The following is a 16,863-nucleotide window of genomic DNA, read 5'->3' on the forward strand; positions in this document are numbered from 1 at the left end:
GCGGACTCAGCCCTCGCGGAGCATGCTCTGCAGGCGCTCGATGCGCTGAGCCGTGGGCGGGTGGGTGCTGAACAGACGGGAGAGCCCGCCGCCGCGGAACGGGTTCGCGATCATCATGGACGACGTGTTCACGACCCGCTGGTCATTCGCCGACAGCGGCCGGGCATCGACGCCGTTCTCGATCTTGTTCAGCGCATTGGCCAGCGCCATGGGATCCCCCGTGAGGCGGGCGCCGTCCTCGTCGGCGTCGAACTCGCGGGTGCGCGAGATCGCCATCTGGATCACGGAGGCGCCCACCGGGGCCAGGAAGGCGACCGCCAGGGCCGCCAGGGGGTTGCTTCGCTCGCCGTCCCCGCGACCGCCGAAGATCGCGGCGAACTGCAGGAACTGCGCGATCGATGTGATGATGCCGGCGATCGCAGCTGCCACCGACGAGGTGAGGATGTCCCGGTTGTAGACATGCTGCAGCTCGTGGCCCAGCACGCCGCGCAGCTCGCGCTCGCTGAGCAGCTGCAGGATCCCCTCCGTGACGCACACCGCAGAGTTGCGCGGATTGCGACCGGTGGCGAAGGCATTGGGGCTCGAAGTGGGCGAGACGTAGAGGCGGGGCATGGGCTGCCCGGCGCGATCGGAGAGCTCACGCACAGTGGAGTGCAGCCATGGCGCCTGCTGCTCGGTGACCTCCACAGCATGCATGGAGCGCAGTGCGAGCTTGTCGCTGTTCCAGTAGCTGTAGGCAGTGGAGACCAGTCCGATCGCCGCGAACAGGAGGATGAAGATCGAGCTGCCCGTGCTCAGCGAGATGCCGTACCCGATCAGCACGAGCAGGCCCCACATACCGCCGAGCAGCGCTGCGGTCTTCAGCCCGTTGAAGTGTCGGTGCATGCCGGATCCGTTCCTCTCGTTCAATGGGGCCGTCTGGTCGCGCCGGAGACCCAGAAGCGGCGCTCCGCCGTCTTCCCAGGCAGCCCCGGGTGCGCGCGAGCCCTCATCAGAGAGGAACCGGCGGCCTCAGACGGGTGTTCCCTATTCGGCCGTGTCTGCAGACAGTTCCCAGTATCCGCTCGTCCAGGGCCACAGGGTCTGCCACAGCCACGGCCACTGCTCACGAGGCACCCACACCCAGGTGGCGCCCTCCACCTCGGCCGGAGGCTGGTTCGGATCGGTGCTGCCGCTGCCCGGAGTCGTGCCGCCCGTGTCCGGCTGGTCGGGGTCCGCAGACTCCTCGTCCGTATCCGGCTGGTCGGGGGCCTCAGACTCCTCGTCCGCGTCCGACTGGTCGGAGTCCGCAGACTCCTCGCCCAGGTCCGTGGCCGCATCGGTGGGACCGGTCGAGTCGTCGGTGGTCCGAGGGCTCTCCTCGTCCCCCGAGTCGGTGGGCTCCGCGGTCGGCTCGGGGGTGGTCTCCGGCTCCGGTGCGGGCTCGCCGGTGGGAGCGGGCTGCGGAGCCGGATCGGTGGTGCCGCTCGAACCGGGCTCGCCGCTGGAGCTGCCGCTGCCGGGAGTCGTGCCGCCCGTGGCCGGCTGGTCGGGGGCCGCAGACTCCTCGTCCGCGTCCGTAGCCGGATCGGTCGAGTCGTCGGTGGTCGGAGGGCTCTCCTCGTCCCCCGACTCGGTGGGCTCCGGGGTCGGCTCGGGGGTGGGCTCCGGGGTCGGCTCGGGGGTGGGCTCCGGGGTCGGCTCGGGGGTGGGCTCCGGTTCCGGTGCGGGCTCGCCGGTGGGAGCGGGCTGCGGAGCCGGATCGGTCGTGCCGCCCGAACCGGGATCGCCGCTGGAGCTGCCGCTGCCGGAGGCCTCGCCGCTGTTCGAGCCGCCGGGGGCGCCTTCGCCTCCTGTGCCGCCCGACGCCCCGCCGTCGCTGCCGGAGGCACCGCTGCCGGGGCCGCCGCCGCTCGCGGGCCGATCGGCTCCGTCGTCAGCACCGCCGGCAGCGGCGTCGCCGGCGGCACCGGAGTCCGCCTCGTTTCCTGCCCGACTGTCCTCGGCCGAGGCCTCGCTGCCGGAGTCCGCGCCGTTGCCAGCGCTCTGGTCATCGGCCCGGTCGGCCGGGCCGAAGGCCGCGAGCCGGTCGGCGCTGTCCGACGCATCGGCCGGATCCGCCGTGGAAACGGCGCCGGCGGGGGTCGGCCCGAGGCGGCCATCGCCGGGCGAGTCCCCGAACAGGGAACCCGCCGAATCCGCGTCCGACTCACCGCCGCCGCTGTCGTCACCACCCGAGTCGTCCTCGCCCTCAGCGGCGCCGTCGCCTGCAGGGAAGGGCAACCCGCCGACGGCGCTGGCGCCGCCGGCATCGTCTCGCACGAGCGTGCTCACGCCCAGGCCCACGAGCGAGACCGCAGCCGCCGCGGCCACGACCCCGACGGCCACCTTCAGCCCGACGCCGCCCGCCACGGTGGTGTCCACGGCGAGCTTGCCGCCCTGGCCCCCCGAGCCGACCGACTCGGAGCCGGCCGGACCCGCAGCTGCGGCCGACCCTGCAGCGACCCCGCCGTCAAGGGGCACGGAGGCGGCCGCAGAGGGCTCCGCGGAGCCCTGCCCCAGTCCACCCGTGACCTCCGCAGCTCCACCTGCGGGACTCGCGCCGCCGGCCATCGCCGCGCTGCCCGTACCTGAGGCGAGGATCGCGGTGAGGACCTTGGACTCGGTGCCCCACAGCGGCAGCGCCGCCAGCACCGGCAGGATCCACACGCGCATACCCACGCCGACATCCTCGAGCTGGAGGTACTCCGCGGTGCAGCGCGGGCAGTCATCGAGGTGCTGCTGCAGCTTGGAGCGACGCCGGGAGGCCAGGGTCCCGGCTGCGAAGGAGCCGAGCTCGCCGGCGAACTCCGGACAGGCGTCGGTGGCCTCGGCCGAGACCTGGGCCTGCAGGTAGGCGCTCTGCAGCCCCTGCCGGGCCCGCTTGGCCAGGGCGGAGACGGCGTTGGGGCTGATCTGCAGCTCCTCGGCCACGGCCGCGGGTTTCATGCGCTCGATCTCGGTGTGCCACAGCACGGCCTGCCAGCGCTCGGGCAGCGACCCGTAGGCGGTGGCCACCACGGCCGCCTCGCACTGGCGCACGACGACGTCGTCGAACTCCTCGGGCCGATCCAGCTCGGCGTCGTCCTCCGAGGGGCGCACCCGACCGGCGGCCATGCCGTGATCCACTGCCAGCCGCCCGATCGTGGTGACCAGGTAGCTGCGCATGTGCTTGCGGGGCCCGCCGCCGCGGCGCAGGACGCTGAGGATGCGGGCGAAGGCCTCGGAGACCAGGTCCTCGGCATCGTGCACGTTGCGGGTGTGCATGCGCGCGACGTTCAGCGCGGTCGAGCGGTGGCGCTCATAGAGGGCCGCGTACGACTGCTCGTCGCCGGCTCGGGCGGAGTCGAGCAGAGCCTCATCGGCAATGGCCTCGTCCTCCGGGGCAGCAGACTGATCCTGCGGCTCGTCCGAGCCGGAGTCGACGACCCCGTTCTCAGCGGTGTCCCGCTGCGCCTCGTCAGCGCCCCGCCACGGGATCTCCATGCCATCTCCGGAGATCGGCTCGCCCTGAGGGCGCGCGTCATAACCGGAGGCAGGTCCATGGCCCTGCGCTTCCGGCTCGCGACGGTGCGCGGGATTCTCGTGATGGGAGTTCATAGGGGCATTCGCAGCTCTGAGGGGGGACAAGGCAACGTGTGCCTGTTCGGAGGGGGACGCGCCCGAAGGGGCGGCGTCCGCCCCGGGGGACAGAGCGGCAGCGGCAGCGGCAGCGCAACCGTACCGCGGCCCCCTGGGGAAGAGGCGGTGAGGCGTAACAAGAGGATATGCATCGCCGCGACGCGGAGCCAGTCCGGTGACGGTACTCGCACCAAATATATGCGTTCGCATCACCGCTGATCAGAACCCACATCGCGCGGGCCGCAGTGAGCCGCGACATAGTCTTTTTGTGAGTTTCTCAGAATTGTCGCTACACTCGGGCCCATGAGGACATCAGCACTCGAGACGGAGACCCACGGGTATCCGGCGCACGAGGGCCGCGTCGTGACCAGCGAGGACTGGAGCGCGCAGCTGCGCGCCCAGGGACGACGGGTGACCCGTCAGCGCCTGGCCGTGCTGGCCGCGGCCAGGGACCACCCCCACAGCTCGGCCGAGCAGATCGCCGAACTCGTGCGGGCGGAGCTGCCCACGATCAGCACCCAGTCCGTGTACGTCGTGCTGACGGACCTGACGGCCCTCGAAATGCTGCGCAAGTTCGAGCCCCCGGGTCGGCCTGCCCTGTACGAGACCCGCACGGGGGACAATCACCACCACGCGTACTGCATGCGCTGCGGACGGGTGGAGGACGTCGACTGCGCCGTCGGCGCCGCCCCGTGCCTGACCCCCTCCGACGACCTCGGCATGGACCTGCTCTGCGCCGACGTCCTCTACCGCGGCATCTGCCGCGACTGCCGTGCGGCCGAGGCCGCCGCAGCCGCGGGAGGCGCCGCCCCACAGTCCCCCGGACCGGTCACTGCTGCTGGCTGAGCCGGGCCGTCGCAGCGGCGGCGCGCCGAGCGCGCAGCACGAGCCGACGACCACCGCAAGAGCACCTCACAGGAGGAACACCGTGGCTGAGAAGAACATCCATGAAGAGGGACTGCGCCCCACCGGCCAGTTCACGACCGATCAGCTGGGCAAGCCCGTCCAGTCCGATGCCCACTCGCTGACCAGCGGCGGCCCCGACGGCGTCATCGCGCTGCACGACTCCTACGTCGTGGAGAAGCTGGCGGCCTTCGACCGTGAGCGCGTCCCCGAGCGCGTGGTCCATGCCAAGGGCGGCGGTGCCTTCGGCGAGCTCGAGATCACCGAGGACGTCTCGGAGTACACCCGTGCGGCGGTCTTCCAGAAGGGCACCAAGACGCCCATGCTGGCCCGCTTCTCCACGGTCGCCGGCGAGCAGGGCTCGCCCGACACCTGGCGCGACCCCCGCGGCTTCGCGCTGAAGTTCTACACCACCGAGGGCAACCTCGACATCGTGGGCAACAACACGCCGATCTTCTTCATCCGCGACGGCATCAAGTTCCCGGACTTCATCCACTCGCAGAAGCGCCTGCCGGCCTCCGGCCTGCGCGACAACACCATGCAGTGGGACTTCTGGACCCAGTCCCCCGAGTCCGCCCACCAGGTCACCTACCTCATGGGCCCGCGCGGCATCCCCAAGAACTGGCGCCACATGAACGGCTACGGCTCGCACACCTACCAGTGGGTCAACGAGGCCGGCGAGCGCTTCTGGGTGAAGTACCACTTCATCTCCGAGCAGGGCGTCGAGGGGCTGACCGGCGAGGAGGCCGCCCACATCGCGGGCCAGGATGCCGACGCCCACCGCCGCGACCTCTACGACGCCATCGACAAGGGCGACTTCCCGGCCTGGTCGGTCGAGGTGCAGATCATGCCCTACGAGGACGGCAAGACCTACAAGGTCAACCCGTTCGACGTCACCAAGACGATCTCGCATAAGGACTACCCGCGGAAGAAGATCGGCCGGTTCGTGCTGAACCAGAACCCGCTGAACTACTTCGCCCAGATCGAGCAGGCGGCCTTCTCCCCGGGCAACACCGTGCCCGGCCACGAGATCTCCCCGGACAAGATGCTGATGACCCGCGTGTTCTCCTACCCGGACACGCACCGTCACCGCATCGGTGCGAACTTCGCGGACCTGCCGGTGAACTACCCGCACTACGCCGAGAACAACTCGTACTCGCAGGACGGGCCCATGCGCTACACCTTCAAGGCCCCCTCGCAGCCGGTCTACGCGCCCAACACTGTCGGCGGGCCTGTCGCCGGCCAGGGCGTCAAGCCTGCCGACGAGATGCGCTGGGAGACCGACGGCGAGATGGTGCGCGCCGCCGCGACCCTGCGCGAGGAGGACGACGACTTCTCGCAGCCCGGCAAGCTGTACTCGGAGGTCATGGACGCCGAGGAGCAGCAGATCCTGGTGGACAACATCGCCGGGCACGTGGGCGACGTCCAGGACGAGACGATCAAGGAGCGCGCCTTCCAGTACTGGGAGAACGTGCACCCCGAGCTGGGCAAGCGCGTGCGCGAGGCGGAGGCCGCCAACCGCGGCGCCGACGCCAAGTACGTGTGATCCGCTGATCCGCCTCGGCCCGCTGCGCGGCCGCTGAGGGACAGGCCCCCTCGACCAGTTGGTCGAGGGGGCCTGTCTGCGTCCGGCCCCGCTGCGAGGGCTGTGAGGAGGCTGCCGGGACGCGCCCTCAGCGACCGTCCGGGGAGAAGGGCTGGCTGCTGGGGATCGAGCCGGGGTCCTCCGCGTCGTCGCCGGAGTCGTCTTGGGCGCCCTCTGCAGCCCGACGCCCCTGCTCCTCGGACTCCTCGAGCGAGGCCAGCAGGCGGAAGATCTCGTCCATCTCGAACACCGCCATGGGCGCGCGTGCATTGAGGCGGATGCGCCGAGCCCCCGACTCCAGGGCCATGCGCAGGACCTCGCGCCCGGATGCCGCCCGCGCCTCGAGGCTGCGATCGAGCGCAGCGACCTCGACCGCCGAGGTGAAGATGTAGAGGGTGTCCGCAGTGCCGTCGTCGTTCGAGGCGAAGACCGGCGGCGGCACGGAGCCGTCCTGTGCAGGCTCCGTGGCGACCAGCAGCTGGGACTCCCGTCCGACCATGCCGCCGAGGATCTGCGGGATGCTTCCGGCGACCAGACCGCCCTTCACGACGTCGTTGTGCGGCGAGGACAGCGCCCACTGGATCTGCCGGCGCGGGATCCGGCAGGAGGCCTGTCCGGGGTCGAGCACCAGGTGGTCGTACTGCTCGTCCTGCATCAGGATCTGCAGCGGCACCAGCGCCGGCTGGCGCAGCAGCGTGGGCTCGCCGCCCTCCTGGTCGGAGAACCGGCGGAAGGCCTGCCGCGCCTCCTCCTCCGAGGTGAACACCACCAGCCCCACCGCACCGTCCTGGTCGCGCAGGCTCTGCAGCCGGATCGTCGAATCGGGCCCCGGCTGCTCGCCCTCCGGACCGGGGACCAGGTCGGATCCGCTGGCGTCGAGCACCACGACGCCCTGCATGGCCTGGCGCAGCACCTCGATCATCGCCTCCTCCGACGGGGCCGCGGCGAAGCCCAGCACTGCCTCGCGCAGCAGCGGGTTGACCGTGGACTCATCCACAGCGGAAGCGACGTCCTCCGGAGCGAGCACGGGAATGGAGACCTCCGCCTGCGCGGCCATCTCCCCCAGCCACGACGGCACCCGGTCCTCTGTGCGGGGGAAGCGCTCGAGATGCTCCAGGGCATCCTCGAGCCCGTAGGGGCCCTCCTCGCCGAAGACCTCGGGGCGCTCGTCGAAGGCATGACGGGCCGTGAACCGGTGCTGCGGATCTGGCCCCCCGTCGGCGAGCACGATCACACTGGTCGCGAACCACGTGCCTCGACCGGGGCGGTAGCTCAGCGACTGCAGCCGCTCGATGCTGCGCAGCACGGGACTCGCCGCGTTGAGCGGACCCACGGTTCCGGGAAGGACGCGACCGTCGCGCTCCTCGGAGATCCGCAGCCACACGCGACCGTCCTGGGGCTTGAGATCGAGGATCATGCGCTGCCATCCGGGCTGGACGTTCACGACGCCGAGCATCCACTGCCCGATCGTGCGCAGCTCCTGCTGCAGCAGCTCGGCGGTCTGAGCATCGGTGCGCAGCTCGGCGCTGTGGGTACCGGAACGGCGTCCGGCGGACTCTGGGACGGGGGTGGAGGTGGGGGTGGGCTCCTGCGTCATGGCTCAACCCTATCGAGGCCGTCGCCGCGCAGGCGTCCGCCGCCATTGCTAGCCTGGGACCCATGACGACAACACTGCAGCAGCTGATCGACGATTCGGTCTTCATCTCGACCGAGCACCAGGCACGCCTGGCGGAACTGAGCCAGGGCGTCGAGTGGGACGTCGACTTCTCGGCCGCCTCCTTCACGCTGCAGTCGGACCCGCCCGTCACGCTGCGTCCCCACCTGCTGGGCACGGACTCCACCAGCCGCGGCTCCTGGATCTGGGCCTGGCAGGAGCTCGGGCACTTCCCGCCGGAGGTCGTCGCCGCCTCGGTGCAGGCGCGCCAGTCCGGCTCGCGCAGCGATGTGGACGAGCTGATCACCGATGAGATCCCCCGCGAGGACGGGCTGGCCCGTCGGCTGGCACTGGCTGCCAAGTCCGTCACCGGCATCTGGGCCCACTACCCCGCAGGTGTGGGCGGACAGGTCACCGCGTGGCTGCTGCTCGAGGGCCCCGAGCTCGAGCTGCCTGCCCTGGACGTCGAGACCATGATGCGCGTGATCGCCGAGGCGCTGCAGACCGGCACCGCCGAGGACCACTGCCGCGCCGTGGACTCCTACATCCGCCTGCGCGGCGCCCACATCGACTGGGACACCGAGGCCACCTGCGTCATCACGACCCGCACCGGTGCCCAGCGCCTGTGGTTCGAGGACCGGCGCATCGATGCCGCCGAGTCCGCCGATCCCCTGGTCGGCGAGCAGGAGCTCGCCGCCCTCGAGGACCAGGCGGCCTCTCGCCGTGCGGCCCTGCGGGCCGACCGGGAGGACGCGCTGCGCCTGGCCGCCGAAGAGGCCGAGCGCGATCGCGCTTCCCGTCAGGCAGACGAGCAGGCCCGCCGCGAGGCCACCGCCGCCCAGGAGCGCGAGCAGGAGCGCGAGCAGGAGCGCGAGCAGGAGCGCGAGCAGGAGCAGGTCGCCGCGCAGAGCACCGAGCAGACCCCGCTGCCGGAGCAGCTGACCCGCGAGGAGCTCGAGGCCCCCGTACCCTCGACCGAGCAGCCCGAGCCTCAGGACGACGAGCCCGCCTACGAGATCTCCCACGACGAGCCGGAGCGCTCCACCGAGGAGGAGCCGACCGTCACCTACGGCGGGGCGGCAGCCGAGGACGACCTTCCCTACGACCAGGACCCTCGCCGCGACATCGCTCCCGGAGAGGTCACCACCTCGACCGTGCCTGTGGCCGAGGCCCCGGACGAGCACTCCGCCGCAGAGGACTCAACCGCTGCTGACGAGCAGGACCAGGAGCGCCCGGAGGCAGAGACCGTCGAGCGCTTCGACGCCGAGGATCTGCGCCGCCAGGACGCCGAGCGCACCGAGCGCACCGTGGCCCCGGCCGAGGAGGCGCAGGACACCGCGGCTTCCGAGGAGGCCGCCGAGCAGGACCGCAGGACCGAGGACGATCAGCCGCGCAAGAAGGGCTTCCTGAGCCGCTTCTTCGGGCGGTGAGCCGGACGCAGGACCCGACACCTGCCCCGGAGCCGACCCCCGAGGTCGTCGACCGCCGCCACGTGCGCAGCCCACGAGCGGGGCTGACGCAGGGCATCACGGCCTACGCCCTCTGGGGCGTGCTCCCGCTGTACTTCGTGGCGCTGGCCCCCGCGGGTCCGTGGGAGATCGTCTCCATGCGCATCGGCTTCGCACTGGTGCTGTGCTTGATCATGCTCGGGGTGTTCGGGCAGTTCGGTCGCTTCCTGGCTGCTCTGACCCGGCCCCGGGTGCTGGGCATCCTCGCGGTGGCCGCCCTGCTGATAGGCATCAACTGGACGCTCTACACGGTCGCCGCGACCTCCGGACGCACGCTCGAGGCCTCCCTGGGGTACTTCATCAACCCCCTGGTCTCGATCCTGCTGGGGGTCCTGGTGCTGCGCGAGCGGCTTCGAGCGCTCCAGTGGGGCGCCCTGATCCTGGGCGCTGCGGCCGTGCTGGTGATGTCGGTCTTCTACGGCCAGGTCCCCTGGCTGTCGCTCGGGCTGGCCTTCACCTTCGGCTTCTACGGACTCGTGAAGTCCCTGGTCGGAAGCAGCTGGCCCGCGCTGGTGACACTGTCGGTCGAGACGCTGGTGCTGCTGATCCCCTCAGCGATCATCGTGGGGCTCCTGCTCAGCCGCGACGCCCTGGTCTTCGGCACCGCCGGCCCAGTCAACACCGCGCTCATGGTGGGCACCGGCGTGATCACAGTGGGTCCGCTGCTGCTGTTCGGGCTCGCGGCCTCCAACCTGCCCCTGTCCACCGTGGGCATGCTGCAGTACATCGCCCCGATCCTGCAGTTCATCGTGGCGGTCGTCGTCCTGCACGAGGCCATGCCCCCTGAGCGCTGGGCCGGGTTCTTCGTCGTCTGGGTCGCAGTGGTGCTGATGATCGCCGATGCAGGCCTGGCGGGACGACGACGCCGCCGGGATCGCGCAGCACAGCTGCCCGAGGTGCCGCCAGGAAGCTGAGCCCCGAGCCCCACGCCGCAGCGCCGGGCTCGGGGCGAGGGCCGGAGCAGATCGTCCATGCACGAGGCCCCTGCCTCCGCTGCCCGACAGGCAGCGGAGGCAGGGGCCTCGTGGTGCACGGCTACCCGCTCACGGGCCGACATGCTCTCAGTCGTCCTGCTCCTCCGGAGAGTTGCGCAGGTGCAGCAGCGAGGCGATCAGGCCGCCCCAGACCATCACTATGGCGACGATCATCATGATCACAGCGGTGGTGCTCATCGTGCGTTCTCCTCGGTCTCAGCGCAGCTGCGGTGGCGGGCCTCATGAGCCCAGGGGCTGTCGGAGCCTTCGTCCAGGTGCGAGTAGCCGGTGGTGCCCAGCAGTCGGCGATCCAGGACGGAGTCCAGGATGGGCGGCGCCGGGGACTGCTGGCTGGCCCGCGATCCGGCGCTCCACGGGATGCGGGTCATCAGCCACGACAGCACCGGCAGAGCCAGCGCCATGCCCCAGCCGAACACGCCCACGTACCAGCCGGGGTAGCCCCCGTAGCCCTCGGACAGCGTGGTCGACAGCTGGCCGATCAGCGAGTAGCCCAGCACGACGACACCCAGGCCGCCGACCAGCAGCATCCAGGTGCGGCCCAGCTTGAAGGTGGACACCGAGTTGAGGTGATCACGCAGCACGGGCAGCGCCGTGAGACCTGACGTGAGCAGCACGACCGCCACCAGGGCGACCACCATGATGCCGTAGTTGTTCACGAAGGCGTCGGCGACGTCCAGCAGGCTCAGGCCCGTGGTCGTGGGGAACAGCGCGATCGAGACGATCGCCAGCGGGATGGTGACCACCAGGACCGCCGGCACGCGGGTCAGCCCCAGCTTGTCCTGGAAGCCGGCGATGACCACCTCCACGATGGAGATCAGCGAGGTGAAGCCGGCGAAGGTCAGCGAGCCGAAGAACAGCACGCCGATCAGCGTGCCCGCCGGGGCCTCCGAGATGATCGTGGGGAAGGCGATGAACGCCAGGCCGATGCCGTTGGTCGCGACATCGCTGACGCCCACACCGGAGGCAGCGGCCATGAACCCCAGCGCGGAGAAGACGCCGATGCCGGCGAGGATCTCGAAGCTCGAGTTCGCGAAGCCGACCACCAGCGCGGAGCTGGTGAGATCGGTCTTGGGCTTGAGGTAGGACGCGTAGGTGACCATGATGCCGAAGCCCACGGACAGCGAGAAGAAGATCTGGCCGTATGCCGCCATCCACACCGACGGGTCGGCCAGCGCCGACCAGTTCGGCGTGAACAGGGCGTCGAGGCCGACCGCCGCCCCGTCGAGGGTGAGCGCGATGACCACCATGACCAGGAACATGGCGATCAGCAGCGGCAGGAAGATCACGTTGAACCGGCCGATGCCCTTCTGCACGCCCAGCGACATCACGACGATCAGCACGCCCCACACGAGCACCATGCCGATGAGCAGCTGCGGCACGAAGTCGAAGCCCGGGGCCACGCTCTCCGCGACCTGGAGGTACTGGCCCATGAGGAAGCCCTCGGGGTCATCGCCCCAGGCCTTGGTGAAGGAGAAGATCGTGTATGACCCGGCCCAGGCCAGGATCGCGGCGTAGTAGACGGCGATGACGCAGCAGATGGCCAGCTGCCACCAGCCCAGGATCTCCGCCTTGGGGTGCAGTCGACGGAAGGCCAGTGGGGCGGAGGCCCGGAAGCGGTGGCCCACGGCGTAGTCGAGCATCAGCAGCGGCAGACCGGCCGAGAGCAGGGCGACCAGGTAGGGGATCATGAAGGCACCGCCGCCGTTGTCGTAGGCGATGTACGGGAAGCGCCAGATATTGCCCAGACCCACAGCTGAGCCCATGGCGGCCAGGATGAAGACGGTGCGACTGGAGAAGGCTTCGCGCTCAGGCGACGTGGGACTCTTCGCCCTCGTGGAGGCGTCGGGTGAGGACATGGTGCACCTCAGGGGGTTCGGGGCTCGACGAGGCACACGGGCACCGTCGCCTCGTACGTCGAGGTCATCCCCCGGGAATCGGGAGCATTTCAGCGGTGCATTTATACCGCATTCTCAGGAACGACGGTGAACCATGTCACGCCCGAAGGCTTCCAGGGCCGTCTTGGCCGCGGTCTCCGGCAGCGGCTCCAGCGCCCGCAGGGCGTCGTCGACCCACTCCTGGGCCACAGCCCATGACCGCTCCACAGCCTCGTGGGAGCAGATGGCCTCGACGGCTGCGGCCAGGGCGTCATCGCTGGTGAGGTCGGCATCCACGAGCTCGAGCGCCCTCTGCGCCGAGCGGTCCCCGGCGGCCGCCATGCGCCGCAACATGAGCACCGGCAGGGTCAGCACACCCTCACGGAGGTCCGTGCCGGTGGTCTTGCCGGTCACCTCTGACGGCGAGGTGATGTCGATGATGTCATCGGCCAGCTGGAAGGCCACGCCGATCCGCTCGCCGTAGGCCTCCATGGCCTCGCGGACCCCGGGCTCGGCGCCGGACAGGCCCGCGCCGTAGATCCCGCACGCGGCGATCAGCGAACCGGTCTTGCCCGCCAGCACCTGGAGGTAGTGCTCGAGGGCATCCGCGCCCTCCGGGACCCCGGAGGTCTCCTTCAGCTGGCCCTCGACCAGACGGGCGAAGGCATTGGCCTGGACCCTGAAGGAGTCGCCGGGCAGCTCGGCCACCAGGGACGAGGCGCGGGCGAAGATGAGGTCGCCGGTCAGGATCGCGACCGAGTTGCCCCACACCGTGTGCGCGGTCTCCACGCCGCGGCGCACGGGAGCGGAGTCCATGACGTCGTCGTGGTACAGCGAGGCCAGGTGCGTCAGCTCGACCACCACGGCGGCATCGATGACGTGGTCGTTGATGCCCCCGCCCACCTGGGCGCTGAGCAGCGTCAGCAGCGGGCGCACCCGCTTGCCTCCCGCCCGGAGCAGGTGCGTGGACGTGACCTGGATCAGCGGATCCGTGCTCTGCACGCACTGCGCCAGCCGGGCCTCGATCGCCGCGAGTCCCTCGAGCAGCTGCGGTCCCAGCACCTCGTCCCCGGCGACGGCGGCGAAGCTCGGGGGCAGGATGCTCGACAGCGAGTCGTCGGGGCGCGCGGAGGCCTGGGAGGAGTCAGTCACGATCGGACACTCTACTTTGTCGAGGACGGCTTCTGGGGCTGGGCATCCGGGATCCCGGACGACGACCCGCGGTTGGAGGTGGCGGGGGTGAGGGCGTCGAGCAGGGCGATGGCCCGATCCTCCCAAGTGCGCACGGGGCGGTCGCTGAGCTCGGTCATGACCTGCACCACGAAACGCATGAGGCCGGGCAGGGACATCCCGGTGGCCACGGCTGCCTTCATGATCCGGGGCCGGCCGATCAGCTGCGCCAGCGCGCGGCCCTGGGTGAAGTGGGCGCCCCATTCGTCCTGCAGCAGCTGCGGATAGCGCGCCAGCACCGCGTCGCGCTGCGCCGGCCCATTGGCACCGGCGGCCTCGTGGATCTGCTCGGCGGCCAGGCGCGCCGACTGCATGGCATTCGAGATGCCCTCGCCGTTGAAGGCCGAGACCAGCCCGGCGGAGTCGCCGAGCAGCAGCATCCCGGGCACCCAGTGCGGCGTGCGGGAGAAGGCCATGGGCAGCGCCGCCGAGAGGATGCGCCCGCGCTGATGCTCGGGATCGAATGTCCACTGGCTCGGCATGGAGGCCGCCCAGTCCTGCAGCACACGGCGGTAGTCGGTGCCGCGGAAGGCCTTGGACGTGCTGAGCATGCCCAGGCCCACGTTGGCGGTGCCGTCGCCGGCGCCGAAGACCCAGCCGTAGCCGGGCAGCAGCGCCCCGGAGGGGTCCGTTCCGTCGCGCAGCTCGAGCCAGCCCTCCATCCACTCGATCTGCGAGCGCGGGGACTCGTAGTAGCCGCGCACCGCCACGCCCATCAGCCGGTCGGGGTCACGGTGCAGCCCCGAGCTGACGGCCGTGCGCGAGGAGACGCCGTCGGCGGCCAGGACGAGATCGCCGAGATGGCGCTCCGACTCGCCGGTGCGCCGACCGCTCGCATCCAGCACGGAGGCCTCGGCACCGATGACGCGGCCGTCGTCGTCGCGGATCACGGAGGTCACGGAGCGGTGCTCGATCAGGCGAGCGCCTGCGGCCTCCGCGTGGCGGGCCAGATGCTGGTCGAAGCCCGAGCGGGGCCGCACCAGCCCGTAGGCGGGGAAGTCCGTGAGCTCGGGCCAGGCCACCTCGATGGCCCGATCGCGGGCGCACAGGCGCAGCCCCCGATTGGCGCGATAACCGTCCTGCGGCCCGTGCGGCATGCCCATCAGCTGCATCTCGCGCACGGCACGCGGGGTGAGGCCGTCGCCGCAGACCTTCTCCCGCGGGTGAGCGGTCTTCTCCAGGACCACGACCTCATGGCCGTGGGCCGAGAGCCAGTAGGCGGCGGTGGATCCCGCAGGTCCGCCGCCGGCGATCACGACCTTCACGCCAGATCGATGGTGGGCGCGCCGTAGGTGTGCTCGAGGGGCTTCACTGCGTGGTGCAGCGCCACGATGCCGCCGGTGAGATTGCGGTAGCGCACCTCCTGCCATCCGACCTGGCTCAGGTGCTCGCTCAGCGTCTCCTGGTCCGGCCAGTCCCGGATCGACTCGGCCAGGTACTCGTAGGCCTCCGGATTGGAGGTCACCTTCTGGGCGATGCCCGGGATCGCGCGGACCAGGTACTCGCTGTACAGCCTGCGGAAGGGCTTGAAGACCGGCGTGGAGAACTCGCAGATCACCAGGCGCCCGCCCGGCCTGGTCACGCGCAGCATCTCGAACAGGGCCTGACGGTGCTCGGCGATGTTGCGCAGACCGAAGGAGATCGTCACGGCGTCGAAGGTCTCGTCCGCGAACGGCAGGTGCGTGGCATCCGCCTGGATGAAGTCGATGTCCGGGCGGCGGTCGCGCCCCACGCGCAGCATCCCCTCGGAGAGGTCCACGGCGACGACCTCCGCACCGGCGTCGACGAAGGGCTCGGAGGAGGTCCCCGTGCCGGCGGCGACGTCGAGCACCCGCTCACCGGGAGCCGCGCCGACGGCGCTGGTCACCGCACGGCGCCAGCCCCTGGTCTGGCCCAGGGCGAGGATGTCGTTGGCGAGGTCGTACCGCGGGGCCACCTGATCGAACATGGAGGCGACGGCGTCGGTGCGCTTGGACAGGTCTGCACGATTCACGGGCCCCATTGTGGCACCGCCGCCGCAGAGTCCGAACCGACATGCCCCTGCGAGCGCGGCCTACACTGAGCGACGATGTCCGCAACCCCCTCCTCCCCCAGCCCTGCGCCCCTGCGCCGCAGCCTCACCGTCCCGCTCGAGCAGCTGGGCGACGCACTGCCTCCGGCCCTGCGAGCGCAGGCCGATCTGCGCGCACTGCTGCCCGCGGGCCCCGAAGCATGCTGGACGATCGGCGGGCTGGGGCTGATCGGCTTCGGCCGCGCCGCCTCGTTCGGCACCACCGGTGAGGATCGCTTCACCGGAGCCCGCGCCTGGTGGGACGAGACCGTCGATGCGATGCGCATCGAGGACCCGCTGCGCCGCTCGGCCACCGGACCCGTGGCCTTCGGAGCGTTCGCCTTCGCCCGCTCCTCGAAGCGCCGCTCCGGCTTGGTGGTCCCTGAGCTGGTGATCGGGCGCGATCACCACGGCGCCTGGGCGACCCTGGTCGCCTCGTCCGCCGACCCTCTGGGCCCCGACGACATCGCCGCGGCCGCGCGTCGTCTGGTCCGGCTTCCGCTCGAGGACGCCCCGAAGACCCCGGCCCCGCGTGCGCTCGAGGACGCCTCCGCCCAGGCCCGCTGGATGGAGGCCGTGGCAGCCGGGATCGAGGAGATCCGCTGCGGGGGCCTCGAGAAGATCGTGCTGGCCCGCTGCGTCCCCGTGCACGCGGCCGAGGGCTCGCAGCTGGATATGCCCAGGGCGCTCGCACGGCTGGCCGCCGACTACGACCGCTGCTGGACCTACACCGTGGACGTCCAGGGGCACCCGGGCCCGGCCGGCGGACGGGTCTTCGGCGCCACCCCCGAGCGCCTCGTGCGCGTGCTCGACGGCGCCGTGCACGCCCGCGTGCTGGCCGGCACCGTCCCGCGCACGTCCTCGGGCACGGCGAGCCCCGCCGAGCGGGCCTGGGCGCACGAGCGGCTCATGCAGGACGCCAAGCAGCGCTCGGAGCACGAGTTCGCGATCGCCTCGTTCCTGCAAGGGATCGCGGCCTACACGGATGCGGTGCGCTCCTCGACCGAGCCCTACCTGCTCGAGCTGCCGAACGTGTGGCACCTGGCCTCGGATGTGACCTGCGATCTGCGCCGCGGTCCGGACGGCACCGTGGCCTCGGCTCTGGAGCTCGTGGAGGCCGTGCACCCCACGGCCGCGGTGTGCGGCACGCCGACGGCCGCCGCCGCCGAGGCCATCGCCAGGCTCGAGGGCATGGACCGGGGGCTCTATGCCGGCCCGGTCGGCTGGGTCGATGCCCGGCACAACGGCGATTTCGGCATCGCCCTGCGCGGCGGGGTCCAAGAGGACCCGTCCACCGTCGGCGTGTATGCCGGCTGCGGCATCGTGGGCGCCTCCGACCCGGCGGAGGAGCTCGCCGAGACCCGTGCCAAGCTGCGCCCCGTGCTGGGAGCCCTGGGCGCCGACTGACGTGGTCCCGCCTCGCGA

13 protein-coding genes are annotated in these 16,863 nt (G+C 71.2%); 5 read left to right on the forward strand and 8 right to left on the reverse strand.

Annotated features, from left to right (window positions below; all coding sequences use genetic code 11):
• Positions 1-6: 6 nt before the first annotated feature.
• Positions 7-885 carry a zinc metalloprotease HtpX gene (gene htpX / locus M3E84_RS08475; RefSeq protein ID WP_259895761.1) on the reverse strand — a complete coding sequence of 293 codons (879 nt, stop codon included), beginning with the start codon at positions 883-885 and terminating at the stop codon, positions 7-9.
• Positions 886-1,026: 141 nt separating this feature from the next.
• On the reverse strand, positions 1,027-3,618 hold the full coding sequence (locus tag M3E84_RS08480) for a sigma-70 family RNA polymerase sigma factor (protein WP_259895762.1): 2,592 nt from the start codon (positions 3,616-3,618) through the stop codon (positions 1,027-1,029).
• A gap of 324 nt (positions 3,619-3,942) precedes the next feature.
• Here M3E84_RS08480 and M3E84_RS08485 point away from each other — a divergent pair, with 324 nt between their 5' ends.
• Entirely contained in the window at positions 3,943-4,485 is a 543-nt protein-coding gene (locus M3E84_RS08485; RefSeq protein WP_259895763.1) for a Fur family transcriptional regulator, read from the forward strand.
• A gap of 82 nt (positions 4,486-4,567) precedes the next feature.
• Complete coding sequence (locus M3E84_RS08490; RefSeq protein WP_311200455.1) at positions 4,568-6,088, forward strand: catalase; 1,521 nt, start codon at positions 4,568-4,570, stop codon at positions 6,086-6,088.
• A 127-nt stretch (positions 6,089-6,215) separates the two neighbouring features.
• On the opposite strand, the gene M3E84_RS08495 is transcribed toward M3E84_RS08490, so the two are convergent.
• Positions 6,216-7,724 (reverse strand): SseB family protein, encoded by a 1,509-nt coding sequence (locus M3E84_RS08495; protein WP_259895764.1) that lies wholly within the window; start codon positions 7,722-7,724, stop codon positions 6,216-6,218.
• A 62-nt stretch (positions 7,725-7,786) separates the two neighbouring features.
• Here M3E84_RS08495 and M3E84_RS08500 point away from each other — a divergent pair, with 62 nt between their 5' ends.
• Together M3E84_RS08500 and rarD are read left to right on the forward strand one after the other, a co-directional pair.
• Positions 7,787-9,211: a DUF6882 domain-containing protein gene (locus tag M3E84_RS08500; protein ID WP_259895765.1), complete on the forward strand. Its 1,425-nt coding sequence runs from the start codon at positions 7,787-7,789 to the stop codon at positions 9,209-9,211.
• Positions 9,208-10,203 carry an EamA family transporter RarD gene (rarD, locus tag M3E84_RS08505; RefSeq protein ID WP_259895766.1) on the forward strand — a complete coding sequence of 332 codons (996 nt, stop codon included), beginning with the start codon at positions 9,208-9,210 and terminating at the stop codon, positions 10,201-10,203. Before M3E84_RS08500 ends, rarD begins: the two co-directional genes overlap by 4 nt.
• A 147-nt stretch (positions 10,204-10,350) precedes the next feature.
• On the opposite strand, the gene M3E84_RS08510 is transcribed toward rarD, so the two are convergent.
• The 5 genes from M3E84_RS08510 to M3E84_RS08530 all read right to left on the reverse strand — a co-directional run bounded on the left by M3E84_RS08510 (position 10,351) and on the right by M3E84_RS08530 (position 15,381).
• Positions 10,351-10,461: a methionine/alanine import family NSS transporter small subunit gene (locus tag M3E84_RS08510; RefSeq protein ID WP_259895767.1), complete on the reverse strand. Its 111-nt coding sequence runs from the start codon at positions 10,459-10,461 to the stop codon at positions 10,351-10,353.
• Positions 10,458-12,140: a sodium-dependent transporter gene (locus M3E84_RS08515; RefSeq protein WP_259895768.1), complete on the reverse strand. Its 1,683-nt coding sequence runs from the start codon at positions 12,138-12,140 to the stop codon at positions 10,458-10,460. Before M3E84_RS08515 ends, M3E84_RS08510 begins: the two co-directional genes overlap by 4 nt.
• A 114-nt stretch (positions 12,141-12,254) precedes the next feature.
• Positions 12,255-13,310 (reverse strand): polyprenyl synthetase family protein, encoded by a 1,056-nt coding sequence (locus M3E84_RS08520; protein WP_396415593.1) that lies wholly within the window; start codon positions 13,308-13,310, stop codon positions 12,255-12,257.
• An 11-nt stretch (positions 13,311-13,321) separates the two neighbouring features.
• Entirely contained in the window at positions 13,322-14,653 is a 1,332-nt protein-coding gene (locus M3E84_RS08525) for a geranylgeranyl reductase family protein (protein ID WP_259895769.1), read from the reverse strand.
• Positions 14,650-15,381 carry a demethylmenaquinone methyltransferase gene (locus M3E84_RS08530; protein ID WP_259895770.1) on the reverse strand — a complete coding sequence of 244 codons (732 nt, stop codon included), beginning with the start codon at positions 15,379-15,381 and terminating at the stop codon, positions 14,650-14,652. Before M3E84_RS08530 ends, M3E84_RS08525 begins: the two co-directional genes overlap by 4 nt.
• A 75-nt stretch (positions 15,382-15,456) precedes the next feature.
• Between M3E84_RS08530 and M3E84_RS08535 the strand changes: the two genes are divergently transcribed.
• Positions 15,457-16,845: an isochorismate synthase MenF gene (locus tag M3E84_RS08535; protein WP_259895771.1), complete on the forward strand. Its 1,389-nt coding sequence runs from the start codon at positions 15,457-15,459 to the stop codon at positions 16,843-16,845.
• The last annotated feature ends 18 nt before the right edge of the window (positions 16,846-16,863 follow it).

The organism is Kocuria sp. p3-SID1428, from assembly GCF_025149945.1.
GTDB lineage: Bacteria > Actinomycetota > Actinomycetes > Actinomycetales > Micrococcaceae > Kocuria.